This window comes from Chryseobacterium sp. JAH (assembly GCF_001507335.1).
Lineage (GTDB): Bacteria > Bacteroidota > Bacteroidia > Flavobacteriales > Weeksellaceae > Chryseobacterium.
This window is the reverse complement of record NZ_LMAH01000002.1, coordinates 1-25385: the sequence shown is the minus strand read 5'-3', so window position 1 is coordinate 25385 and position 25385 is coordinate 1. Positions and strand designations below refer to the sequence as shown.

General features: G+C 36.6%; 17 protein-coding genes. 4 read left to right on the top strand and 13 right to left on the bottom strand.

Going from position 1 to position 25385, the window contains the following annotated elements; translation table 11 throughout:
• Positions 1-16: 16 nt before the first annotated feature.
• Both AR685_RS03840 and AR685_RS03835 read right to left on the bottom strand, forming a co-directional pair.
• Positions 17-1144 carry an NADH-dependent flavin oxidoreductase gene (locus AR685_RS03840; protein WP_059123786.1) on the bottom strand — a complete coding sequence of 376 codons (1128 nt, stop codon included), beginning with the start codon at positions 1142-1144 and terminating at the stop codon, positions 17-19.
• Positions 1145-1272: 128 nt separating this feature from the next.
• Positions 1273-2166: an AraC family transcriptional regulator gene (locus tag AR685_RS03835; protein ID WP_059123785.1), complete on the bottom strand. Its 894-nt coding sequence runs from the start codon at positions 2164-2166 to the stop codon at positions 1273-1275.
• A gap of 565 nt (positions 2167-2731) precedes the next feature.
• Here AR685_RS03835 and xyl3A point away from each other — a divergent pair.
• Entirely contained in the window at positions 2732-5359 is a 2628-nt protein-coding gene (xyl3A, locus tag AR685_RS03830; RefSeq protein ID WP_059123784.1) for a xylan 1,4-beta-xylosidase, read from the top strand.
• A gap of 604 nt (positions 5360-5963) precedes the next feature.
• The gene (locus tag AR685_RS03825) at positions 5964-6155 is read left to right on the top strand and encodes a cold-shock protein (protein WP_047442997.1); all 192 of its coding nucleotides are present in this window, start codon (positions 5964-5966) and stop codon (positions 6153-6155) included.
• Between the two features lie 82 nt (positions 6156-6237).
• Here the strand turns inward: AR685_RS03825 and AR685_RS03820 are convergent, their stop codons facing one another.
• A complete protein-coding gene (locus tag AR685_RS03820; RefSeq protein ID WP_047442998.1) occupies positions 6238-6525 on the bottom strand; it encodes a hypothetical protein in 288 nt (95 codons plus the stop codon).
• 545 nt (positions 6526-7070) lie between these two features.
• Between AR685_RS03820 and AR685_RS03815 the strand changes: the two genes are divergently transcribed.
• Complete coding sequence (locus AR685_RS03815) at positions 7071-7748, top strand: type 1 glutamine amidotransferase domain-containing protein (protein ID WP_047442999.1); 678 nt, start codon at positions 7071-7073, stop codon at positions 7746-7748.
• A gap of 335 nt (positions 7749-8083) precedes the next feature.
• Here AR685_RS03815 and AR685_RS03810 read toward each other — a convergent pair whose 3' ends face one another.
• The 3 genes from AR685_RS03810 to AR685_RS03800 form a co-directional block, all read right to left on the bottom strand.
• Complete coding sequence (locus tag AR685_RS03810) at positions 8084-9025, bottom strand: serine hydrolase domain-containing protein (protein WP_228376387.1); 942 nt, start codon at positions 9023-9025, stop codon at positions 8084-8086.
• A 477-nt stretch (positions 9026-9502) separates the two neighbouring features.
• A complete protein-coding gene (locus AR685_RS03805) occupies positions 9503-12490 on the bottom strand; it encodes a response regulator (RefSeq protein WP_059123782.1) in 2988 nt (995 codons plus the stop codon).
• 648 nt (positions 12491-13138) lie between these two features.
• The gene (locus tag AR685_RS03800) at positions 13139-14470 is read right to left on the bottom strand and encodes an alpha-amylase family glycosyl hydrolase (protein ID WP_059123781.1); all 1332 of its coding nucleotides are present in this window, start codon (positions 14468-14470) and stop codon (positions 13139-13141) included.
• A gap of 195 nt (positions 14471-14665) precedes the next feature.
• On the opposite strand from AR685_RS03800, the gene AR685_RS03795 reads away from it, so the two are divergent.
• Entirely contained in the window at positions 14666-15436 is a 771-nt protein-coding gene (locus tag AR685_RS03795) for a glycosyltransferase family 32 protein (RefSeq protein WP_047443002.1), read from the top strand.
• 174 nt (positions 15437-15610) lie between these two features.
• Here the strand turns inward: AR685_RS03795 and AR685_RS03790 are convergent, their stop codons facing one another.
• The 7 genes from AR685_RS03790 to AR685_RS03760 all read right to left on the bottom strand — a co-directional run.
• Complete coding sequence (locus tag AR685_RS03790) at positions 15611-16258, bottom strand: response regulator transcription factor (protein WP_047443003.1); 648 nt, start codon at positions 16256-16258, stop codon at positions 15611-15613.
• Entirely contained in the window at positions 16255-16992 is a 738-nt protein-coding gene (locus tag AR685_RS03785) for a sensor histidine kinase (RefSeq protein WP_228376386.1), read from the bottom strand. The genes AR685_RS03790 and AR685_RS03785 overlap by 4 nt, the downstream gene beginning before the upstream one ends.
• A 59-nt stretch (positions 16993-17051) precedes the next feature.
• Positions 17052-19796, bottom strand: a complete 2745-nt coding sequence (locus AR685_RS03780; RefSeq protein WP_047443005.1) for a PAS domain-containing hybrid sensor histidine kinase/response regulator — start codon at positions 19794-19796, stop codon at positions 17052-17054.
• 27 nt (positions 19797-19823) lie between these two features.
• A complete protein-coding gene (locus AR685_RS03775; protein WP_059123779.1) occupies positions 19824-21254 on the bottom strand; it encodes a hypothetical protein in 1431 nt (476 codons plus the stop codon).
• A 10-nt stretch (positions 21255-21264) separates the two neighbouring features.
• Positions 21265-24066: a hypothetical protein gene (locus AR685_RS03770; protein WP_228376385.1), complete on the bottom strand. Its 2802-nt coding sequence runs from the start codon at positions 24064-24066 to the stop codon at positions 21265-21267.
• 9 nt (positions 24067-24075) lie between these two features.
• Positions 24076-24876: an Fn3-like domain-containing protein gene (locus AR685_RS03765; protein WP_228376384.1), complete on the bottom strand. Its 801-nt coding sequence runs from the start codon at positions 24874-24876 to the stop codon at positions 24076-24078.
• Positions 24877-24956: 80 nt separating this feature from the next.
• Positions 24957-25385: hypothetical protein (locus tag AR685_RS03760; protein ID WP_059123778.1), on the bottom strand; the 429-nt coding region annotated here is incomplete at its 5' end.

The window sequence follows — 25385 nt, the reverse complement described above, 5'->3', positions numbered from 1 at the left end:
ATTTATAATACGTAGCTTAGTCGGTTACTTGGAAAAAGCCCTTTGCTACGTGAATGAATGCTTGAAGCTTTTTAGGTATTGCAAGTTGATCAGCCTTTGAAAAACTTAAAACTTCATCTGCCTTTTCTTCATTCGCTGCGAGCTCTACCCAATTTGGGTTGATGATAAGTCCATGGGCAACCGCCACCAATGATAGACCCAAATTTATTGCCTCGATGGCATCTTCGTACTGTTTGATACCGCCAGCAGCAATCACCGGAACTCTGTAGTCAACGTGATCTAGTATCATTTTTAAAATAACAGCATCTCCATTCTCATCATCAAGAGGTTTTTGTGCAAGCAGATCAGCCAGCGAAACGTGCAGATAGTCAATACCAGATTCAATCAGTTTATCAATGAGTGAAAAAGTATCTTTTACCCTATAACTTTCAGGCTCTTCCGGTGAAATTCTATAACCTATCAAAAATGGTCTGTCAGCATATTTCTTAATGACATCCTTAATTTCCTTCAGTACCTCTACGGCAAAATTCAATCTTTTTTCGGCAGATCCGCCCCATTGATCTTCGCGTTGGTTGTAATATGGAGAGAAGAAATTCTGCAATAGAAATCCATGAGCGCCATGCAGCTCAATGCCGTCAAAACCGGCCATTATCGCTCTGCGGGTAGTTTCACCGAAAGCTTTTATCATTTCAAGGATTTCTTCATTGGTCAGTTCACGTGATACAACACCTCCCGCATAAAATGCCGATGGTGCTAACGCAACAGGACTTGCACTTACAGGAATCCCATCAGGAATCAGATCCAGAACTGCTTTGTTCCCGGCATGGTAAATTTGAAGTATTGCTGGTGAGCCACCTTTTTTTGCAGCTGTTGCCAGTTTTTGCAGGCTTGGTAAAAAGGAGTCGTCATAGGAGGCATATTCATTGTTAAATCCGATTCCGTTTGCTGCTACTCTGGTACATCCTGTGATGACCAATCCAACGTTACCGGTCCGGGCTTCGTAATGTTTGATCTCATCGTCAGATATGGTGTAATCATCGTTGCTGGCCCAGGTTGTCATAGGTGCCATTGCAATTCTGTTCTTTGTTATGATACCGTTTTTAAATTCGAAATTTTCGAATAGTTGTTTTGTTTCTGTCTTCATTATAGGTAATTATTTATGTAGTATTGTACTAAATTGTTATAGTGTAATCAGGGCGATGAGATCAACGCTGACCTGCTCAAATAATATATTTGAGGTATGTATTAAATAAAATCTGATGTTCTGTTATTCTAGTTTAGTTGATTATCTTTGAAAGTATTGGGAGGAATTCCTACTTCTTTTTTAAAAAGTCTTGCAAAATAGTTGGCATTTTCAAAACCCAGGGAAAAAGATATTTCGGATATATTCATTTTTCCCTCCATCAAAAGATTCTTTGCTTCATCGATCAAATGAATGTGGATGAGCTCCATTGCCGTCTTTCCGGTTTCCTGCTTAAGGAGGTCACTGAGATAGCGGGGAGATACATTTAGCTTTTCCGCCATATACGCTACGGTAGGGAGACCTGATTGATATGAGCTTTGATTATTGTAATATTCTGTCAGCAACTGTTGAAACCTGCCTGCATAAGCTCCGGTAATTTCTAATCGGTGAATGAACTGTCTTTTATAAAAACGTTGCGAATAGGTCAATAATGTTCCCAGATGTGAGAGCATAATGAGTTTCGTAAAATCATCAGTGTTATTATGTACTTCTTTTTTCATAATGCGTACCAAATTCCAGACTGTATCCTCTTCAGCAGGTGAAAGATAAAGCGATTCGTTAGCTTCATAATCAAAGAAACCATAGTTTTTGATCTCCTTCTGCAAAACAGACCCTGCTAAATAATCAGGGTGCACACAAATCAGGAAACAATCATCTTCTGATTTTACATTTTTAAATGTAATTTTTTGGTGGGGTTTAAAAAAAAACATTTTTCCCCTCTGATGATCAAATTCCTTTTTACCATAGGTAATGCTCCCAGAGACAAATCGTCGGAAAGAGATCATATAAAAACCGGCACTAAAAATAATATCCTCATCAGTGATATCGTTTCTATGCCCAATTATGACACTCAATAGTGGATGTTCGGGAGCCTTTTCCCCGATGTCCCTATTAAAATCGCTGATGTCGTTATAATGTTTCATAATCTGATTTCTAATATCACAGTACAAATTTCGGTATTTCGAGAATAGGTGAGAGATACAAAAGTAGTATATTATAGCACATTTTTACGTGGTGTTCCACTTGTCAAATTTTTTAGCAGTTTGAAAAAACGCTATATTGATAGTGGGTTTGCAGTCTGAAACCTTGAATTTTTTGTTATATTAAATATCCGGAAATAATCTCTGCTTGAAATTGATGTCAAAGCGATCATCATTAAGAGTATTTTTTATCTTCTCTCAATATATCAGCAAGCTATCTGGCAGTTTACTCAAAGAACTGACCGGGGCAAGTACGCAGCAACTGGTACAAGAGAAGTTGATCGGAAAAGCAAAAGGAAAATTATCGACGACCAATCTGTCTGTATCAGAAATTACTATCCAATTAAGTTTTGAAAATTTACAGTCCTTCGGTAAGTTATTTAGTAGCAAGACAACACTTTAGCCCTTGGGATTCAGGTAATCGTTCTAATAGAGGATATGCTTTTTGATCATATCCAATTTTGTTTAGTCAGTAAATTTTGACTAATATTATACAAATGAAAAATTAATGAAATCGATTTCGCAGATTTACTTTGTTTTGTATAAATTATTCTATGTGTCAGTCATATTCTTAGTTTTTGGGCATCTTCAAGCTCAAAAATATGCTTATCAAGACAAGATGTTAGGATTTGACTATAGAACTGAAGATCTTTTGAAAAGGCTTACGCTTGAAGAGAAAATAAGTCTGATGCAGGACTCTTCAGTGCCAATCAAAAGGCTTGGTATTAAAAAATATAATTGGTGGAACGAATCTTTGCACGGAGTAGCAAGAGCAGGGTTGGCTACTGTATTTCCACAACCAATTGGTATGGCTGCTAGTTTTGATGAAGATCTTGTTTATCGGGTATTCAATGCAGTATCAGATGAAGCAAGAGCAAAAAATACGATTTTCGCAAAACAGGGAAATTATGAACGATACCAAGGTCTGACCATGTGGACTCCCACTGTTAATATATTGAGAGATCCTCGATGGGGGCGGGGCATAGAAACCTATGGTGAAGATCCTTATCTTACAGGACTACTTGGCGTGGCTGCTGTTACAGGACTACAAGGGCCGAGATATACCGATCAGTATGATAAAATCCATGCCTGTGCAAAACACTTTGCCGTTCACTCAGGTCCTGAATGGAACAGGCATTCATTTGATGCAAAAAATATTAAACCTCGCGATCTTTATGAAACCTATCTTCCTGCGTTCGAAGAATTGGTGAAATCGGGTGATGTTCAGGAGGTGATGTGTGCATATAATCGTTTCGAAGGCGAGCCGTGCTGTGGCAGCGACCGGCTGTTAATTCAAATATTACGAAAAAAGTGGGGATTTAAAGGAATTGTGGTTTCCGATTGTGGAGCTATTGCTGATTTTTACAAAGAAAATGCACACAAATCCCATAAAGATGCGATCAAAGCTTCAGCTGCTGCCGTCTTGAGCGGAACCGATCTGGAGTGCGGTTCCAGCTACAAAAAACTTAAGGAAGCAGTCATCAATGGCGATATTAATGAAAGTGATATTGATGTGTCTGTCCGAAGATTATTACTCGCGAGATTCAGGCTTGGTGAGATGGATGATTTGGAAGATAATCAATGGTCAAAAATAGATCCTTCTGTTATCGCATCTCCGCAGCACGCCCAACTTGCATTGGAAGCTGCAAGAAAATCAATCGTCATGCTGGAAAACAAAAATAATGTACTGCCACTCAAAAAAGACGGAATAAAAATTGCGGTGATGGGTCCCAATGCTAATGATCCCGTGATGCAGTGGGGAAATTATAATGGTACACCCCAGAAAACGTTTACTATTCTTGATGGGATCAGATCGGCTTCAAAAAAGACATCAGATATAATTTTCGAACAGGGTACAGGGCTGGTAGAAAATACTGGTTTTGAAAGTGCATATGGTGAATGTTCTTTTAAAAATCAAAAAGGAGTTATTGCAACATACTGGAATAATACGGAAACTAAAGGTTCTCCGGAGATGATCCAAAATCTTGCACACCCTTTCAATCTTTGTACTTCCGGAAATACTGTTTTTGCAACAGGTGTTGACCTAACCGGTTTTTCAGCTGAGTATGAAACGATATTTCAACCCTTGAAATCGAAAGTGGTGACCCTTCAATTATATGTGAATGGAAAAGTGGCAGTGATGGTTAATGATAAGTTGGTGAAAGAAGCTAAAACCGGACATGGAGCAAGAAAATTAAATTATAGTTTTCAGGGCGAAAGTGGAAAATCTTATCATATAAAGATAATCTTCGCCCATAGCAGCGGTGATGCCCAGATTAATTTTGATATTGGCTACAATGAGGATGTTGATTATCAAAAGTCATTAAATAAAATAAAAGATGCAGATATAATCGTTTTTGCAGGTGGCATCTCGCCATCACTCGAAGGAGAAGAGATGGGAGTTGATCTTCCCGGATTTAAAAGAGGCGACCGTACAGACATTAATCTTCCAGAAGTACAATTGAATTTTCTTAAAGAACTTCATAAAACAGGAAAACCAGTTGTGTTCATCAACTGTTCAGGATCATCAATCGCTTTGGGAAAAGCCGCTGAGTATAGCGCTGCAATTATACAGGCCTGGTATCCGGGACAGGAAGGTGGAAAGGCAGTGGCGGATGTTCTTTTTGGAGACTATAACCCCTCTGCACGTCTGCCGATTACTTTTTATAAGAATATTGATCAGCTTCCCGATTTTGAAAACTACAATATGGAAGGACGCACTTATAGGTATTTTCGCGGTGATTCGCTTTATCCGTTTGGATATGGTCTTAGCTACAGCAATTTTAAATATGGGAAAATTAAATCAGAGAGAAGAAAAATGAAGATTGGGGATTCAGTTGCTTTTACCATTCCGGTTACTAATACAAGTACTGTCGACGGTTATGAGACCGTACAGTTGTATGTGAAAAAAGTGAATGACATTCAAGGCCCAATTCACAATTTAAGATCATTAAAAAAAGTGTTTATAAAAAGTGGTGAAACGGTTTTGGTGAAATTTAAGGTGGGAGATAAGGAGTTAAAATGGTGGAGTGATGAGCAAGCCGACATGACAGTACAAAAAGGAGACTATCAAATTGAAATAGGTAAAAGTTCCAGGAAGCAAGATTTTAAAACTATTATGTTGAAAGTTTTATAATATTTACTGATTGTAGAAGGAATGGATTGTTTGTGAATCAGTTCAGACAAATACTTTTTATGAGGAAAATATTTCGATAATTAAAAGCATAATTTCGATGAACAAGATAAAGTATTGATGCGGAAATTTTCCATGTTGATGACAATAATCTTGCGGATAAATTATTAAAAATTTGTTTCGATAAAGTATAATGAGCTTATTATGAGGGTTTATTTTGAAAGCTTTTATAATTTTAAAAGTGCCAGATTATATCCTTCCAGTTCATCGTGACCTTCTCCTAAAATTTCAAAAACATTTTTAACAACTTTTAATTTGCACATTTTATTTGACTCTCGCAGCAGCCGAGTTGTGTATGTCATATAAATAGATTACATTTGTAGAATAATAAAGCGAATTTTGATTTCTAAAAATTCAGAGATTAACATAGACGCTTATTTTTGTCATTAATGTTTAGGTGCACTACCTTTTAAGAAGTTCGATTTTCACTCTTAGATTCTATTCATCCATATTTTTTTCAAAAATTTATTATTGTTTTGATGTCAGTCAAAATATCAGGATATTGATCCTAAAAAATAGAATACAATAATTTTTAATACACAATACAATGCAACAAGGAACAGTAAAATTCTTTAACGAAACTAAAGGATTTGGTTTTATTACTCCATCAACAGGTGGTCAAGACGTTTTCGTACACACTTCAGGTTTAGTAGATAACATCCGCGAAAATGATGTCGTAACTTACGATTTACAAAATGGAAACAAAGGGGTTAATGCAGTTAACGTTAAAATAGCGTAACTTCAATTAACTACCATCATATGGTACAGAGAGCAGATAATTTATTTTATCTGCTCTTTTTATTCTTACCTTGTTTTACAGACTAAGAGCGATAGGCGAGTTTTGATTTGATATCTGCTAAATCTACCGCAATCTTTTCTAAGGGAGAAACCTCCGATCTATTTCCGTCTTCATCTTCCAGATCGCCTGAACCCATCAGTGTATTGTAAAGAATGATATTTCTCTGAAATTCCAGGGCTTTACTTGTGAAGAACTGATCAATTGCTCCACCTTTGATAAACGGTACCTCTTTATCATCAAAAGCATCTACCAAAAGCTGTTTCGTTTCTACTAAATCCTGTAATAAAATTTCTTTCGTTTTTTTTAGCATTTTTATCAATTTATAGAGTTTCACAATATAGAATGCGAAGTCCAAATCAAAAATAGTTCCAAATCAAAAAATCCAAAAGCAGAGTATTCCATGCCATTTAATGAACTAGGATCACGAAATTTAATGCTCATTTAAAATATATTAACCCAACATTTTTATTGATCAGTGAACTGTAGTATCATAAAAAATAAAATGATCTTTACATGTCTATTTCATATATGGTTTAAAAAAATACCCATACAATGGCGATACGAAATGGCTTTGGCCAAATAGATGATTGTCATTGAACCCTTTAAAGATGGACTAAAGTTTGTATTCTATGAGCGGTCAAGTTTTTTAGTTGAGATTGTACCTGAGACCATCAGTTTAAAAGATAATAGGTCTTAGCGTTTTACAAAATAAAAGAACTCTGCTATACACAAAATAATTTTAATGCCTGTGTGCCTAAAAAGTGTGATATGGATCACATGAAAATAGTGACTTAGATCCTACATTTAAAACACAGATAAATTCCAACTTTGTAATAATAAATTAATAGATATAAAATGAGCAAAAAAGTTTTATTCGTGCTTACGAGTCACGATCAATTAGGAAATACAGGTTTAAGAACAGGATTTTGGACCGAGGAATTAGCAGCTCCTTATTATGCATTATCTGACAAGGGTGTTGAGATCACATTGGCATCTCCAAAGGGCGGTCAGCCTCCCATTGATCCGAAAAGTGAAGATCCGTCATCACAAACAGATGCCACACGCAGAATGGACAATGATGTGTTATTGAAAGATAAATTAAAAAATACTTATAAGTTGTCTGAAGTCAAAAGTGGAGATTTTGATGCGGTATTTTATCCGGGCGGTCACGGCCCATTATGGGATCTTGCGGAAGATGAAGAGTCACAACAGCTGATCGTTGATTTCTATTCAAGTGATAAGCCTGTAGCATTCGTTTGCCATGCACCCGGCGTTTTGAAAGATGTAAAAATAGATGATGAATATTTGGTAAATGGTAAGAATGTCACAGGATTCACCAATACCGAAGAAGAAGCGGTACAGCTTACTGATGTTGTTCCTTTCTTGGTAGAAGATATGCTAAAAAAGAATGGTGGTGTATATAGTAAAATCGAAGATTGGAGTCCTTATGCAGTCGTTGACGGAAGATTGATTACAGGACAAAATCCTGCTTCTTCCGAAAAAGTTGCAGATGAGTTATTGAAACTTATCTAAATATTTTAATCGTAGATTTTAAGACAAAAGCGGCAATGCCGCTTTTTCTATTTTGGTTATACATAAGCTTATTAGATCCATTTAGAAGAAAGTTATCACAAAAATTCTAAGATCTTTTACTAATATAATTTAAGGCTTTTATTGTAACCTCTTGATCTGCTTTTCTGCATTTTTATACTTACAATTCAGCTTCAACGATTGTTCATAGTTTTTTCATGGCAGTATTCTGTTATGAAATGATAAAAAAAAGAAGTGAGTCCGAGGTATGATCTAAGAAAGGAAAATGATTCTAATAAATACATCTTTCAAAGATTGAAATGATGAGACAACATATATTAGTTTTTTGTAGGATTGCTACTTTTCTGATCTTTCAATACGGCTGAAATAGCATCTGATAGGTCAAAAATTTTTCCATTGTAGTTATTGCCTAATAAAATGATGGTGAACTGTTCATCAATTTCTGAAACTAAGATGGCCTCATAATTCCCAGCTCTTCCATCATGCAAATGCTGTATCAACTTTTCATTTGTATATTTTGCCTGTCCCAAAGCTGACTGGGTTTCCTGTAAATTGAATTGCTGTCCCAGCTCATAGATCGCTTTTGCATTAATTATTTTATTTTTATGAAGACAGTCTGCCCATTTTAAAAGATCTACCGTTGTTAAATAAGTTCCTCCGGTGATCGGCAGATCAGGTTTATCCTGAACCAAATTATTATTAAATCCCCGCGCAATATGGTCTTCATTTTCAAATGGTGTTACAATAGACGTACTCATTTTACAGGCTCTGAATATGAATTTTTCTACATACTTTTTATAAGGCATTCCTGTTAACCGTTCCACAATGAACTGTCTCAGGAAGATATTGTTATTGTTGTAATCATAATCTGTACCTGGTTTGAAATCAAGTGTATCAATTTGCATAAGCCCATCAAAAAGGTCTTTGTCATTCTTTATTTTTTTCCAATTGACATTAGGGATACCGCTCGTATATCTTAAAAGATCTTTAATCTGGACTTCATTCGCCCATTGAGGTAATTCGGGAATGAACTTGGAGACTTTGTCATCTAAATTTAATTTTCCCTTTTCCTGCATCTGCATTACTGCAACGGCACTGAATTCTTTAGTAATCGAACCTATATTGAAGCGGTAGTCTGGATTCAGTTTTTTCGTTTTTGTTGCATCGGTAAATCCGAAAGAAGCATTGTATATGATTTTATTGTTTTTTGATACAAGCACATTCCCATTGAAAAGGCCGGCGTGATATGAGCGTTTCATCAGAGAATCAATTTGATTTATCTTTGTTGTCTGCGCAGATAAAGTGTTTAAGAAAACTAATAAAATCACAAAAATTGAGATTAGTTTTTGATGATATTTCATATTTATGTATTTGAAGTGTTTGAAAATAGGATAACGTTCTATGCAAAGATACATTTATTTATCAATACTATGTAATACAAAGTAGTAAGTGTATTATTTTGCTAATGGGTGTTAGATTGTCTGTTTTTAAACACTCATCTTGCTTTTTCTGATGTCATTTTATCTCGTGTTCTTATTTTGAAGGTGTTGGATTACGATAAAAAATTTCTAGATGAGTTCCAATCAATTTTCTACTGAGATTAAATCCAAATGGGAAAATCTCAATAGGTGAGTAGTGCACATTTTTCCCATACGCGATTGGAATCGAGCAGTAGCGGGGATCATTCAGTATTCCTTAACAAAAGCCAAAGACAAGTATCAATTGTTTTCTGAAACCTATTGATTATGTAGATTATTACTGTTGGCGCTGATATATTTTTTTAGCATTTCCAGAAGATCTGCCTGCCTGATAGGTTTGGGAAGGAAGTCATTCATGCCTGATTCCATGCATTTTTCTTTTTCACCCAGTACATTTCCAGCGGTAACCCCTATGATAGGTGTATTTTCGTATCCCGGTAACCTTCGTATCTTTTGTGTTGCCTCGATACCGCTCATTACAGGCATTTGTACATCCATAAGAATAATAGAAAACTGTTTTTTCCTGCACTCTTCCAAAGCTTCCAGACCATTAACAGCTTCCGTTAAATGTGCATCAGGAGCAAAGGTTTTCATCATCCTGTTATTCAATATCATATTGACCGGATTGTCATCTACTAAAAGAACCTGAAGTTCTTGAGCCAATGAATAAGAAGCTTCCTCAGAATGATCCTGAATAATTCCAGCCACCTTACTATGAGTTAGCCTTCGTAAAGATTTATATAACTCATCTGATTTAATGGGCTTCAACAGCAGATAGGTATTTTCTCTTTCGCGAATTGAAGTGATTACATCCAATTCTTCCGACGACGAAGAAAGTATTATGAATGGAGGATTTTCATTTCGCTGCTGAAACAGTTCTTTGATTTTATTTATCGTGTCCAATCCAGACATCAGGGGCATATGATAATCCATTAAAATTACATCAAACTGTGCACCCTTTACCAAGATCTGAAGAGCTTCCATTCCATTGGCTGCCAGCGTTGATTCGATATTTTTATAGGCAAGCATATGCTGGAGAATTATTCTGTTGGTTTCATTATCATCAACCACCAAAGCTTTTTTAATGGTTATATCATCTTCTTCCCTCAATTGAGAAATTTCATAAGGCATTTCTAAATCAAAGAAAAATGACGAACCTTTTTCCGGGGTGCTGATCAGCGAAAGATGAGTACCCATATATCTCAGGATATTATTTGAAATGGTAAGACCAAGACCCGTTCCTCCATATTGTTTGCTGATAGAACTATTCTCTTGGGTGAAAGCATTAAAAATATATTTCTGTTTTTCGACAGGAATACCGATTCCAGTATCTCTTACAGAGAAGTTTAGGACAATATTTTCATCATCCATGCGTACTTTCTCCACTTTCAGCTCGATCTCACCCTTCTCTGTAAATTTCACAGCATTACCCAGAAGATTGATCAGTACCTGTTTTAATCTTGATTCATCAATGAGAAGAGTTTTAGGAAGTCCTGGTTCAATATTGAGAAGAAGCTCGATATTTTTTTTCTGCGACTGATATAGAATGACATTAATTACCTGGCTCAGCATTTCATAAAGGTCACTTTGTGCAATTAAAAGCTCCATTTTTCCTGCTTCTATCTTAGAAAAATCCAGAATATCATTAATGATGTTGAGCAGGTTCTCTCCAGATTCATTGATGTAATTCAGATATTGCGCCTGCATTTCATTCAGTGGTGTCCTGAGCAGAAGGTCAGAAAACCCAATGACTCCATTCAAAGGAGTACGGATCTCATGACTCATATTGGCTAGAAATTCTGATTTTGCCTTGCTTGCTGTATCTGCTATTTTTTTAGCATTTTTCAATTCCTCATTGATACGCACAGCACTTGTAATATTCTGTACAGAAATAATTAAACCTCCAACTTCATCTTCTGTGAGGTACCATGGTCCCACTTTAAGATCATAATGCTGAATTTCTTCCTGACCGTCTACCTTTAACTTAAAGTCCCCATCTGTGTAGGTTTTACCCAGCAGGGCGTTATCATAGATTTTTTTTCTTTCTTCAGGAATATCCGGAGATACAGTAAACAGATTATTTCCGATGAGATCTACATCATTCATATTGAATTCTTCTTTCCATTTGTTGCTTACGGAAACATAGTTAAGATCCTTATCAAACATGGCGAGAGGAATCGGAACATCGGTTACGAAAGACTGCATCATAGCTTCTTTTTTGCTAACTTCCAGAAACATTTTTTTGAAGGCATCAATATCTTGAATGATTCCGAAAACCCTGTTGCATACCTCACCTTCAAATTCCGGAATTGCTTTTACTCTGACCCATATCGTGACGCCGTCATAACGGACAATCTGAAACTCTTCGTCAAAGGGAATTCCTTCGTTTAAGGCTCTGTCGAAAAGATTTTTTATCCTTTCCCTACTGCATTCTTTAAAGAATCCCATGGTGTTTTCGAAATCCGGTTGGAAATTATCTTTTACTTTATGAATTTCTTTCGTACTCTGAGACCAGAATACGTTGCCGGTTTTAATATTAACTTCCCAACCTCCCACTTGTGCTACAGCGTTCGTTTCCTCAAGAATGGCTTTAGTGTAAGACAAATCCTTTTCTAATTTATCTCGGCGGATAAGGTCAGATTTTAGTTGTTTATAGAAAAAAAATGTAACAATAATGGCTGCAAGCGCAGAGAAAATGATGAATAATTCTGTTGAGTTGGAAGACCGGCTAAGATTTTTATTTTTGATAGCTAACTGAACTTCCTCATATTTTACAAATTCCTGAACCAGTATACGACACCTGTCCATAGATGTCTTGTTTTTTCTAAGTTCTGTTGGAGTGATTACAATTCCCTTTCTACGCTTTTCAATTAGCGAAATATTACCTTCCATCATCATGCGATATGTACGCATGAGTTCATCGATAAGCCCGATTTGATGTTTATCATTAAGATTCAAACTATTTTTATTTGAAATAAGCACTGGATATTTCTTCAGACTTTTATTGAAGGGCTCAAGAAAATTTTCCTGACCTATGAGCTGATATCCTCGGATGCCTGTTTCTGCATCTAAAAGAGAATTTAAAACATCTTTTACCAGACTGATAGATTCCTTGCTTTTTAAGAGACTGAGCCTGTTCTCCATCTGCTTCTGTATGCTAACATAAGATGCTATAGAACTTGCAATCAGCAGTAATAAGCACAGTACAACTCCAATCTGGAGATCTCTTAAAATTTTTTTAGGCATCAAAAATTAGTTTAATGATAATACAAAATAAAAATAAATCGTTCATCTACTTTACTGAAAACATCAATATTTCCCTCATGTTGTTTCATAATTTCTGAGTAGATAGAAAACTTATGAATATTTCTTGAAAGAGAAATTCCTCCACATGGTAAAATTATGGAAAAATATCTTCATTTTTATAATCTAGAATACAATGTAGAAACAAATCTCATTGGTAGTGGGGATCTCTGAAAAAATTGCGGACTTCATTTTAAAGCTTTCTCTTGTCTTTCCAATGGAAAACTAGTAGGGATAGTAGTGAATTGACATTTTTATCTGTTTTTATATTTTGAAATTTTGGGGTTTTGGGGTTTCAGAAGAAATTTATAGATGAGTTCCAATCATTTTTCTGACTGGAATTAAACCGAAATGGGAAAACTCAATAGGAGAGTACTAGGCATTTTTCTTACAAGCGATTGGAATCGTGCTGTATTGTTGGGTACTAATAGTATTTCACAATCTTTATCAAGAAAGATTTTTGAGAATTGTACAAATGGTTTCAAACAGATTAAAATTTGTTGTTTCACTGAAATGAAGATTCTGTAACTATTACAAGCAAAAAGCTGCACAAAACATTCATAATCTAGAATTTAAGAATTACTTTTTAATTCAAATCTCTTTGGAATTGTGCAAAACTATATATTCCCAAGGTTCCATCGTCATGATCAAAGTTCCTGAAACTGTTTGTTTCTCAGCTGTAAAAAGATTGGTGTAAATTCCAGTATCAAACGAAGTATCAAACTGAACGATGAGAGATTCTTTACTGAGATTAATAAACGCCAGTACTTTATCACCATTTTTTTCCCGTACAAAAGATATCACCTGATCCATTCTGTCATTCGTAATTCTGATCATTTCGCCTCCGTGATTGCCATTCCAGAGTGCCCGGTTTTTATGTTTCAATTCAAAAAGCGTAGTGTAGAGTGCTTCGTTTTCGTGGGATTTCCATTCAATCGGATCTTTTTCGAAAAACGCTAATGAACGATCCAATCCCACCTCCTGCCCGCTGTAAACAAGCGGAATTCCGTCCATCAGAAAAGTAAAAACGGTTACAGCTTTTAATGCCTCTCCAAAATTACTATATTGATTTCCTTCCCATGAATTCTTGTCGTGGTTATCAATGAAATTCATACGGATTCCTGCTTTTGGGAAGATAGAGACGTGCTCTGCAATATAAGCTTCTGTCAGGGTTTTTGCACTCAGGTTATTTATTACAATCTGGTGGAGTATATTCCAGAGTGTCCAGTTGTAGGTGGAATCAAAAGCTTTGCGGTGAAGTTCTTTGTCTTCGGCTTCTGCCAGCATAAATACGGTTTTTATACTGTCAAGTTCTGCTCTCACATTTTCCCAGAAATCTATCGGAACGAAGCTCGCAATGTCGCAACGGTATCCGTCAATCTCATATTCATTGATCCAGAATTTCATAGCATCAGTCATATATTTCCGAAGATCGGGATGTCTGTAATCAAGCTCTATAATGTCATCATAATCTCGCCAACGTGTGGACTGGAAAGTACCTTTTCTGGATTTCATATACCAGTCAGGATGCTGCGTTACCAACTCATTGTCCCAGCTGGTATGGTTGGCAACCCAATCCAAAATCACGTACATTCCCTGATCGTGGATGGTTTTGACCAAACTTCTGAAATCTTCTTCTGTACCAAACTCGGGATTGACCTTTAAATAGTCTTTTACCGAATAATAACTCCCAAGACTTCCTTTTCTGTGGAGTTCTCCGATAGGCTGAACCGGCATCAACCAGATAATGTCGATGTTCATCTTCTTAAGTCGCGGCAGCTGACTTTCCACAGCCCTGAAGGAACCTTCCTCGGAAAATTGGCGTATATTGAGCTCGTAAAGTGTGGCATTCTTAACCCAATCCGGTGTAGTGATTTCTACATATTGCTTGGGTAAATACCGGTTGTCAGCTGATTGATCCATAAGTAGTAAAGATGTTAAAAGAAAATCAGAACGAATATCATGCCTACCACGACAATTCGGAGTGATGATACATTAAGTTTTGACTTTTTTTTATTATTGTAAAAAAACTGATTCAATCCTCAGTTTAGGTTTGATGTTTGCAAGAAGAAAACGTGACAGCAGAATTTCTTGTAAATTAATTCAAAATATCTACATATGATCCCTAAAAAAATACATTATTGTTGGTTTGGCGGACAGCCAAAAACCGAATTGGCCAATCACTGCATCAGTACATGGAAGAAGATTCATCCCGACTATGAAATCGTGGAATGGAACGACGAGAACTCGCCACTGAAGGACAACAACTATGTTAAAGAAGCGTATTCTCAGAAGAAATGGGCTTTTGTTTCAGATTATGTTCGGTCCAAAGTGATGTACGAGCACGGCGGCATTTATATGGATACCGATATGGAATTGAATCTGCCACTGGACGAGTTCCTGAGTGAGAAAGCTGTTTGCGGTTTCGAAGTAAAAGGTGTGCCATACTCGGCCTTTTGGATGGCTGAGCCAAAACACCAGCTGTCAAATGATTTTGTAGCATATTACGATCAGCAAGATGGTTTTGTAGAGCGCATCAACACCGATATCTTTTCTGAAATGCTGGAAAAAGAGTATGGAGCAGATCGCTTCAGCGACACCATTCAGAAACTTAAGCACGATGTAACGCTTTATCCTTCAGTATATTTTTCTCAGCACTTACCGAAGAATTATGTCAGCCACCATTTCAGCGGTTCCTGGTTTGGCGGTGATGAAGAAAACACGCACAAAAAGATGGTGAATGTCTATGGACTTCTCGAGCAGCTGATCAATCATTCTGATGCCGACAAAGTGGTGGAAAGCATCATCAACAAACATAAAATTATTGATGCGAATGATATTCTGGACCTGATCCCCAAAGATAAGATCGAAGCCTATTTGAAAGCCTGAAACGCCAATAAATCCTGGCTTACCATATTATAAACGCTCATTCCAAAGGATAATAAATCTAAGGTATGAGCATTTATAATTTATGTTTTTCAATTTATTACAGGATAAATTCTATATCTCTAACCACATGTGAATGAGATACTCGAGATGACAAAGCGGGAAATAAAAGAATGGTTACTGATTGTACATCCTAAGAATCTCCACCAATTCGGGTATAGATTTTATTTTAAGTTTCTCAAACATCCTGTTTTTGTAAGTGCTGATCGTTGATGAATGGAGGTTCAGCTGATTAGAAATTTCTTTGAGGGGAAGACCTTCTGCAAGCTTATTGGCAATCTGCAATTCGCGGTCTGATAGCGCTCCGAAGGAAGAGTTTTTTGCCGCGCCAGTTAATGATTCTAAAAACATCGCTTCTTTTACATTATCACTAACATATCGCCCCTTACTGAGCATAGCCGTTAAAGCTGACTCAATTACTTCAGTAGAGCTTTGTTTGCTTAGATAACCACCAGCGCCCATCTTTAGGTAACGCATCCCATACAACTCTTCATCCTGTGAAGAAAATATTAGAATTTTTAATTTAGGTTGGTGAATTTTTATGTAATCTATTGCTTCCTGAACAGTACCGTTAGGCATATTAACGTCCATAATGGCCAGATCCAATTCTTCATTCAAAACTACTTTGTACAGCGATTTATAGTCTTCTACTTCTGAAATTATGGCATTCGGCCAGAGTCGTTTGATCGTTTGTATCAAGCCCATCCGGACAATACCATGATCATCTGCTACAACAATACGAGCATTTAATTGTAAATCCTTCATTCATTAAAGTTAGGTAAAAAAAGGGAAACCTTTGTGCCATTACTTTCAGACGAAATGATGTCGATGTTTCCACGCATCAAGGATATGAAATTTTTTACAATTTTCAAACTTAATCCAACTCCTTTCTCGCCAGCAGTTCCCTGGAATATGGGATTATCATAAGTGTAGATCTTAGATAAATACTTTTCATTCATTCCCGTTCCGAAATCAATCACAGAAAGTACGGTGTGATCGCCTTCTGTAACTTCCTGTAAATAAATATCTTGATCGGGTAGAGAGTATTTTACCGCATTGTTGAAAACTTTGTCTAAAACATATTCGAGCAATATTCGATCAGTAGAAACAAAGGTGTTATGATCTCCTTTAAAATAAAATTTAATGTTTTTTTCTTTTAATTTAGTAGCGTATTTTTCTTCTAAATGGTGAAAAAGATCTATCACCATTATTTTCACAGGTGTAATCTTAAATTCCCCGTATTGTGTTTTTAACCAGGCGGTGCTGTCCTGAACGGTTTGCAAATTCTTCTGGGCATCGCTTTTTACATGCGGCAACATCTTAAAAAAATCTTCCTCACTTACCGTCTTTTGTTCTACAGCTTCTATAAGCCACAGAAAATTTCCGAATATTTCTTTTGAATCATGAGACAATATCGAGATGAGTCCGTTCTTGAAATTGATTTCGTTTTCCAGTTTTTCGATTCTTATCTGCAGTTCCTTGATCTGGTCATTCATCATGTAAGTATAAATGTAAAAAAAAATTCTACTTCAGTATTTTTTTACGCTGATTTTATGATTTACTTTTTATCTATCTCCTTGCCAAACCATTTCTCAATCATATCTGAAAGGGTTTGTTTTAATAATGGTTTGGTTAAAAAGTCCGACATTCCGGCTTGCAGACATTTTTCTTTTTCGCCAGGAAGACTGCCTGCTGTTAACGCAATGATAGGAATTTCAATATTTTTTTCCATCGCTCTTATTTGTGTGGTTGCTTCAATACCAGTCAGCCGTGGCATTTGGATGTCCATTAAAATAAGATCAGGACTTTCTTTTTGATATTGTTCCACCGCTTCAGTTCCATCTTTTGCCTCGATGATTAAAGCCTGAGGAAGAATCTCCTTTAAATAAGTTTTAGTGAGAAGCAAATTAACAGAATTATCTTCAGCAATCAAAATTTTTATTTCGTGGGTACTGATTTCACTTGCGACATTTTTTATCTGCTCCAGTTTTTTCTTTTCAGAACTCTTTAAGGTGGATAAAACCTGATACATCTGTTTCATACGAATCGGTTTTACGAGACGATTTTCTATTTGTAATTCGTCACATGCATCCTGTAAATTAGTGTCATCTGACGAGCTGTACAAAACAACATACGGCGCTATACTGGTGCTGTCGGGAATAATATTTTTCATTTTTCTAATGGTCTCAATGCCGTCCATAATAGGCATATGATAATCCATTATGATAACATCAAATTCGCACTTGTCCATAACTAAAAGCAAAGCTTTCAACCCGCTGTCACATTCTACTACTTCGATATTTTTTCGTTCCATCATCCTTTTCAGGATTTTTCGATTGTTTTGATTATCGTCTACAATCAAAACTCTCTTAATATCAGTTAAGCTTAAATCATATTCTTCTTCCTCGGTATCAAACTGAATATCAAAGAAAAAATCGCTTCCTTTTCCCTGGTCGCTTTCAACTTGTAAAACACTGCCGGCAAGTGCCAGGATTTGATTTGAAATGGTAAGTCCCAGACCAGTACCTCCATATCTTTTAGTAATACTGCCATCCTCCTGCGAAAACGCATTGAAAATTTCCGCTTGTTTTTCGGTGTTAATTCCAATACCTGTATCTCTAACTCCAAATCGGATTCGTTTTTTCCCTTCTCCTAAATCATCTAGAACTTTGACGTATAAAACAATCTCACCTTCCTCGGTAAACTTTAAAGCATTGCTCAAAAGATTGACGAAAACCTGTTTTAAACGCATTTCATCAGTCAATATATATCTCGGTATGGCGTCATCAATATCGATAAGCATTTCTAACTGCTTTTTGGTATTACTGTACGCAACAATATTGAAGGCTTCTGAAACGAGTTCTTCAATCTCTACTTTGTCGAGGTTTAGCTTCAGTTTTTGATTTTCTAATTTTGAGAAATCCAAAATATCGTTAATGATGCTGTATAAAGACACTCCGGATTGGTTGATAATTTCCAGATACTGTCTCTGTGTATCGTCCAAATTGGTTTCTAAAAGGAGCTCTGTAAAACCGATGATACCATTTAACGGGGTTCTAATCTCATGGCTCATATTGGCAACAAACTCTGATTTTAGAGTATACGCTTTTTCTGCTATCTCTTTCGCTGCCAAAATCTCATTCTCCATTTTTTTTCTTTCGGTGATATCGACTGCGTTAGCCATTACCTGCAAATTGCCGTCTACATTCTCGTCTATTGCACTCATAAATTGCCAAACGGCTTGTTCGCCATTTTTCTTACGGATGGTCATTTCACCTGATGCATGATTTGTAGTTTTAATTTGCCTCAGGTACATCCTTACATTATCATGCTTTTCAGGGATGATTAGATCGTAAAGGTTGCAACTCATTAACTCTTCTCTTGAAAAACCAGAAGCCTTTAAACCAGCCTCATTGACATCCAGAAAATTACCTTCGGTATCATGAATACTTATTATTCCCTGGTTTTTTTCAAAAAGACCGCGATACTTCTGTTCACTTTTTCTGAGCGCTTCTTTTTTGATCGTAAATTCTGTAACATCTCTCCCGATGGTGTATGCCAATCCAGATTCAGGCTCAGGCACACAGATCCATTCTATCCATCTGACATCTCCGGATTTTATGATGTATCTGTTGGTGAAATTAGTTAAAGTTTCACCCAGTGCTAATGCTTCTAATGCCTGTAACGTACTTTGCCTGTCTTCTGGATGAACAAATTCTATAAAACTTTTACTCATAAATTCCTCATCGCTCCAGCCCAGCATTTTGGAAAAGGCAGGATTTAGTTTTATGAATTTACCTTCTAAAGACAAAACGCCTAGCAGGTCGTTTGATGTTTCAAAAAGCGAATTATAATTGCTTAACAGCTGTTCTTTTTCTTTACCTAAGTACCATTTTGAAGCTTGGTTCACAACCTTATTGATGAATTCATCCTCTGTTTTATCTAAACTTTTTTCTTCCCTGTCAAATAAATTTAAATGAGCGATAAGATTGCCCTCAAGACCCGGAATAGGATAACTTTTACGAAATTTAAATTCCGTGTTCTTAAACTCATATACCGAAGTCTGATCATCGAAAAGAAAGTGAGGATTCTGAGGATAAATCTGATTAATTGACGCATCACTGGAAGCAATAACATAAACTTGTCCTTCCGAGGAAATACTCATGGTACATAGCTCCATGTTGGTTATCTCAGCAGCAGAAAACACTAAGAAATCAAAAACATCGGCATATTTTTTTTCGAACGCATTTAATTTATCGATATCGGGCTGATATAATGATTGATTGCTATTAAAGTAGTCCATAAGGAGGATTTGGTTTATAAAGTATTGTTAAATTGCTGTAAAGCTATAATAGACATTGATGGAGTACGTGGTATTTTCTTTACCTACCAAGCTCTGCGCACCCGCAGGTGGTATGGTGTATCTTACGTTGAGTTCGCGGTCTAAAACCGGTGTTCCGTTAAAGAGTATTTTTTGGGGAGTTTTGGATAAAGGAGCATTTACAGAACTTCCATCCACGCCAATTTCTAATATGTTGGAATTGATGTCGGTCTGCAGGCCGCCTTTTTTGAAATAATTTTCGTCAGATTTTACATACAGTTCAAAACTCTCATTATTGGACAATATAATTTGGTTTGGAATCGTTTGTGACTGGCCATTGGTGTATTGGGCCGCTGTATTAAAATTGAAGTTTACATTTCGCCCTGAACTGGGAATGGTGATCTCGGACCGAGGAAGGACCTTTAACTGAACAGCTGTATTTTGCAAACTGTTAATTGAATTGTCTATACTTCTGGCACTGAAGTTCAACTCAAAAGTATAAGTTCCGGCTTCAAAGAAAAAATTCTTAAAATCTTCTGCAGACACATAAAGCTCCGGGGTAAAGCTGGTTCTGTTTCCCGCTACAACACTGGAATTAGCAGCAGAAAAATTCTGAAAACTGGCTGATAAAGCTTTGGTCGTGAGTGCAGATCCATTACTGCCCAATCTAATGCTTGCTATGTTTCTGGTTGCTGGAACACCTTTAGAAGAAGTAAACTGAATATTTGTGGCAGCAGCTTTCGCCCATAAACTAAAATCGACCGTATGCGCAATCTCTGCATTTGCTAAACTGAATACCCGCGTGCCTGTCATTCGGTAGTCATTCAAAGACGATATTTCTATGTATTTTGTTAAAGATGATGTGAGCCATCTGATGGATGAAGGAATGACTAAAATTGTCTTAAAATTATTTGGCGTAAAATCATTATAATTTTGACTGATATCCATGGAATAATTCCCGGCACGGTAGGCATTGGCAGTAAACTGTGCGGCAGGAATTTTAAATGTGAAATTGATATTTCCCCGATTGAATCCTCCTCCGAAACTGTATAGTGGCGGTTCATACCATTTTATACCACTTGTACTGAATGACTGGAAACCTGGCAAAGCACCAAAATATCCAGTAGACGGTAACTGCCCGCCCATACTTTCTAACTGCCAGAGAAGGGTGGAGCTGGGTAAAGAAAATGAGGAAGAAGAGTGAGTGAAATTTGGTCCAGACGTAGAGGTAAATGTAGGAGCAGTTGGGGCAAATCCAAAAAAATTATAATCCCAGTTTGTTCTGCTGGTGTTCATTACCCTTGTAGGTAATGAAGTAAATTCACTCCTGTTAAAAATATTATTTTCAGGAATCGTCAGGTAAACATCCTGAGCCTTGGTGGCTGTAGACCCACAGCACACAATAAAAATTCCTATTAAAAAAGCCCTCATCTTTTTCATATTTCTAAATTTAAAACTTTTTCACCTTAATGGTGGTATCTTTCTTCTTATATTCAAAAACCACCGTTTTAGAATAACCTTCTTTTGTCACCTGGATAGTCTGGATAGGTTGTGTATAGCTGTATTTGTCATTTTCAATATAGAGGTCATATTTTCCATCTTTCAGGAAAAACTCAAACTCGTTTTTTTGGTTAACCACAGCGGTATGGATAACGCCATCTTCACCTTTTGCATACACTACGATTCCGGTTACATCCGTTTCCAAAACATCGTAGGCTTGTTTGACCTCTGTTAATTTCCCACGTACCTTGATATTTTTCACCATACCCACTTTGCGGCTGATGTTTTTATCCACCATAATTACAGGATCCATCATCAATCGTGCACCTGCACTTTCGTTTACCTTCAGTGTGTAAATACCTTCAGGCACATTCTGAAAAACTACTTTTCCGTTCTTATCCGTCATTGCAACAAAATTGTCCAGCTTCACTATTTCATTTGCTAGAACCAATTCACCCGCTTCCAGATTTCCGTTGAAATTTTTATCATCAAATAACTGAAACATCACTTTGTGATTTCCCAGAGCTGTTGCTGCAGTAAAATATTTTTTAATCCCGACTCTGAACTGGTAGTAGCTGCCACTGCTTGCGTATTCAGCAGTAGATTTATATCCTGAAAGATTAAAATAACCTGTGCTTGACCAGGAAGGCGAAAGCTTATATTCCAGATTACCACTCACATTGCTGTTTAAGTTTTTATAAAGTTCCGAATAGGAAGCTCCTGCTGAAAAAGATCCAATCAGATTATTATTAAGCATCTGAAAATTATATGAGGCGTATACATTATAGTTGGCGAAATTACGGTTTACATCGTAATAAGAATTTAAATCAAAGACATTGGTTGCGTTCCATTGAGCTGTTCCGTTGAGGGAGAAGGATTTATACCTGTAAGACAATGTTGTTTTCAGACTGTTGAACCAATCGTCATTATTATTCTCTTTTGAATAAGAGTATTCCGCTGTCAAGTTCAATCCATGAGCACCCAGTGTAGTACTTATGTTGGCCTCCAGTCGGTAAGAAAAAAGCTCCTGCGATGTATAAAAATTGGCTGTTTTTTGCCTTTCAACCTTTGGAGACAGTAGGAAATTCCAATTTTTTGAAGAAAGCTGGTAGCCCGATACAAAAGATTCTGTACTGTTAAAATAATAACGCAAATTAGCGGTATTCCCAGGTTGGATAGGTGTACTTTGGAAACTCAGGAACTCTGGGTCTACCTGCGAATTCTGATATTGTATAAAAGCTCGCTGAGAAGGAGAGAATTGATGCCCGATCCGCTGATTTGAGAAAAAAGATCCTCTTTTAATTCCTGCATAACTTTTGGTAGCAAAGGTATTAAGAGATTGGATATCCCATTTGCCTATTTTTCCGTTGTAATTAGCTCCCATTGTAGCTCCAGCATTTTCATCTTTGTTCGAAAGGCCTTTTTCGTGGCTCAGACCGGCCTCCGTTCGGATTGTGTGTTTATCATTAATTACAAATGAAGATACCGCATTCGCAACCTGAGTATCTACGTTAAATCGCGGATCATGGTCATATATGTAGGACACTTTTCCATTGAATGATTTAGAATTTCCAAAACCATATTTTGCACCTACCATGCTAGATCCTTCTGTTTGTTGGAAATAAGTGCCATACAGGTTATAATTATTTTCAAGCGCAAGAATTTCAATCTGATTATTTTCACCAAATTTGGTAGAAACTTTCCCACCTCTCCCGAAAACCGGGTAATCGTAATCGTTACTATTTACATTTCCCACTCTTAATACCGTATTTTTTCTCTCCAATTCGAGCCAGGTATCATACAGGTTATAACGGCCGTCTTCAAGATAGTAATCTGCACCTATATTGAAACGCGACGTCAAATTTTCAGTCACTCGAAACGCTGTGTTTCCTCTCAATTGAATAAAATTAAAACCTGAGTTGTTTTCGTTATAGCTAATTTCTGCGTAATTACTTCCGCTTATCGCTTCGTTTCCGCGGGCAATCTGTCTGTTGTTTGATAAAATGACCAAGTGTAGCGTGTTGCTTCCTACGATTTCATTATTAAGCAAGTCTGTGACGGTTGCATTGATATTAAATTCCGGAAAAAGAGTATTCTGTCTTCTGACCACAATTTTGATCTCAATCGTTTGTTTTTCTAAACCTTCCAGAGATAAGGTATGTTGTTTTGGCATCATTTCCAAACCGTCAGGAATAGATTGTAAATCAATCTTAACGGTTCGTTTACTATAACCTTGGTTTTCTACAGTAAGAAGAATTGAAGAGTCTGGAGAAGTAGGATTAATAAAATTCTCGTATGTTTCTGTATAAATTGCAATGTTTTTGTTTTCTTCTTTGTCTACAAAGAACGAGGCGCTTTCAGTTCTGGTAATTGACGGAGTACTATATGAAACCTGGAATTTAATCTCATTCGATCCCAATTTCATAAAATCCACGTTGGCAATCAGTTTTACAGGAAAATTTTTAGACTGCCCTGCGCCTAAGGTAAAGCCATTTTTTGGATAGAAAAGTAAACCCGGATAATTTTCCGAGGGAATGATATTCTGAATAGTAATCTGTTCAGAACTTTTATTTTCAATGATCAGGAAATTAGAAAAAGTTGAACCCTTTTCAACAGTTACATTCTCATTTTTAAAACGGATTTCGATATCCTTCTTTTCCTGCGCAAAGGCAAACGAAAAGGGCAGAAGAACAAATGCGAAAAATAAGATGGTATTTCTTATTGATATCGATCTATTTTTTTGTGGTTTCAAGACTTAATTTTAAAATTTAAAGTTTTTCTCGCCTACGCGTAAATCATTGGATCCAGCCATTTTAATAATAGCCACGCCAAGATAGTTTCCTGAAATATTCTCAGGTAAAGAAAATTGAACGACCTGATTGGTATTAGGAAGCATAGAGATTGAAATTGCAGGTAATTTGATTTCTTGACCGCTGTCTGTATTGGTCAGTTCAAATTCAACCGTAGCATCATTAATGGTATTTCCGTCGTTATGGATACTTACTGCGACTTTTCTGTTTGCTGCATTCTCATTACGCACTTCTGATATATTGGTAATATCCAAACTTTTTGTAAGGTTCCCAGATGGTGTATAAAAAATATGAAGTCCAACCTCGAATAAGGTAATAATACCAATTCCATTTTGAATACGTGCCTTATCTGCCTGCTGAGGAAGTTGTGTAAAAAATAACATACTGTTGGTAACGGTTGACCTTGATGCGTTTGCAGGAATCTGCATGGTTACTACAATCTCCTTTGTACTTTTCGCAGGAACTGTAATAGAGTTTTCTAAGGTAGACAGCCAAGCAGCATTAGAAGTTTGTGAACTCCCTGCTTCAAGATAAACTTTATTTCCATCTTCTTCTCTAACCCAATCTTTATAATTGAGATTAAAAACATAATCCTTATCCGAGCTGTTTTGAAGTGTCACTGTCTGTGTCACTTTTTCACCAGGATTACCGGTAAAAAACAAACGGGTAGGCGACATAGAAATACTTTGTGCTAAAAGTGAAGAAGCCCCTGTGAAGATAATGAAGATGAAAAGGTGAATAAACTTGCGCATGGTGTAAATTGTTTATAATAATAGATTCCCAAAACTACTGAAAAGGTAACAAAAGAAAGCTCTACAAACTAAAAAAAAAATTATAAGGCGGTCGCAGTATACGTTACCGTTTGCGTATAAGTTCCGGCCGGTTTACCTAAGATATCAGAAGATGATGATTTCGACGCCGATTTCGACGCTGGAATGGTGTAGTCCAGATTCAATGTCAAGGCGCTTCCAAGCGGAGCATTTGATACTAAAGTTTGATCAGTTTCAGATAAAACAACAGGTGTTTTTGTTCCTCCCATGCTTCCGGCAGCTGCAGCAGCTTTGATTGTCAAAACATTAACAGGGATTAAGTTGGTTCCATTGACAAAACTTCCACCTCCTGCTTTTACTTTAACGTTGAAGTTCTTCGTTGAAGTAATTTTCAAAGAGTTGGCTTTAGTAATCGTTTGATCAGAGTTGTAATCTGCCGCAGTGGCATAGTTAAAGTCAACTGTATTACCGATGGCTGTACTTCCGCTGTC

Excerpts from the sequence above, each read along its gene's own strand:
- AR685_RS03765 (WP_228376384.1), bottom strand. The coding sequence starts at position 24,876 with ATGCGCAAGTTTATTCACCTTTTCATCTTCATTATCTTCACAGGGGCT.
- AR685_RS03780 (WP_047443005.1), bottom strand. The coding sequence starts at position 19,796 with ATGGACTACTTTAATAGCAATCAATCATTATATCAGCCCGATATCGAT.
- AR685_RS03800 (WP_059123781.1), bottom strand. The coding sequence starts at position 14,470 with ATGGATCAATCAGCTGACAACCGGTATTTACCCAAGCAATATGTAGAA.
- AR685_RS03810 (WP_228376387.1), bottom strand. The coding sequence starts at position 9,025 with ATGAAACGCTCATATCACGCCGGCCTTTTCAATGGGAATGTGCTTGTA.
- AR685_RS03815 (WP_047442999.1), top strand. The coding sequence starts at position 7,071 with ATGAGCAAAAAAGTTTTATTCGTGCTTACGAGTCACGATCAATTAGGA.
- AR685_RS03805 (WP_059123782.1), bottom strand. The coding sequence starts at position 12,490 with ATGCCTAAAAAAATTTTAAGAGATCTCCAGATTGGAGTTGTACTGTGC.
- AR685_RS03835 (WP_059123785.1), bottom strand. The coding sequence starts at position 2,166 with ATGAAACATTATAACGACATCAGCGATTTTAATAGGGACATCGGGGAA.
- AR685_RS03840 (WP_059123786.1), bottom strand. The coding sequence starts at position 1,144 with ATGAAGACAGAAACAAAACAACTATTCGAAAATTTCGAATTTAAAAAC.
- AR685_RS03785 (WP_228376386.1), bottom strand. The coding sequence starts at position 16,992 with ATGATGAATGACCAGATCAAGGAACTGCAGATAAGAATCGAAAAACTG.
- AR685_RS03790 (WP_047443003.1), bottom strand. The coding sequence starts at position 16,258 with ATGAAGGATTTACAATTAAATGCTCGTATTGTTGTAGCAGATGATCAT.
- AR685_RS03795 (WP_047443002.1), top strand. The coding sequence starts at position 14,666 with ATGATCCCTAAAAAAATACATTATTGTTGGTTTGGCGGACAGCCAAAA.
- AR685_RS03820 (WP_047442998.1), bottom strand. The coding sequence starts at position 6,525 with ATGCTAAAAAAAACGAAAGAAATTTTATTACAGGATTTAGTAGAAACG.
- AR685_RS03825 (WP_047442997.1), top strand. The coding sequence starts at position 5,964 with ATGCAACAAGGAACAGTAAAATTCTTTAACGAAACTAAAGGATTTGGT.
- xyl3A (WP_059123784.1), top strand. The coding sequence starts at position 2,732 with ATGAAATCGATTTCGCAGATTTACTTTGTTTTGTATAAATTATTCTAT.
- AR685_RS03775 (WP_059123779.1), bottom strand. The coding sequence starts at position 21,254 with ATGAAAAAGATGAGGGCTTTTTTAATAGGAATTTTTATTGTGTGCTGT.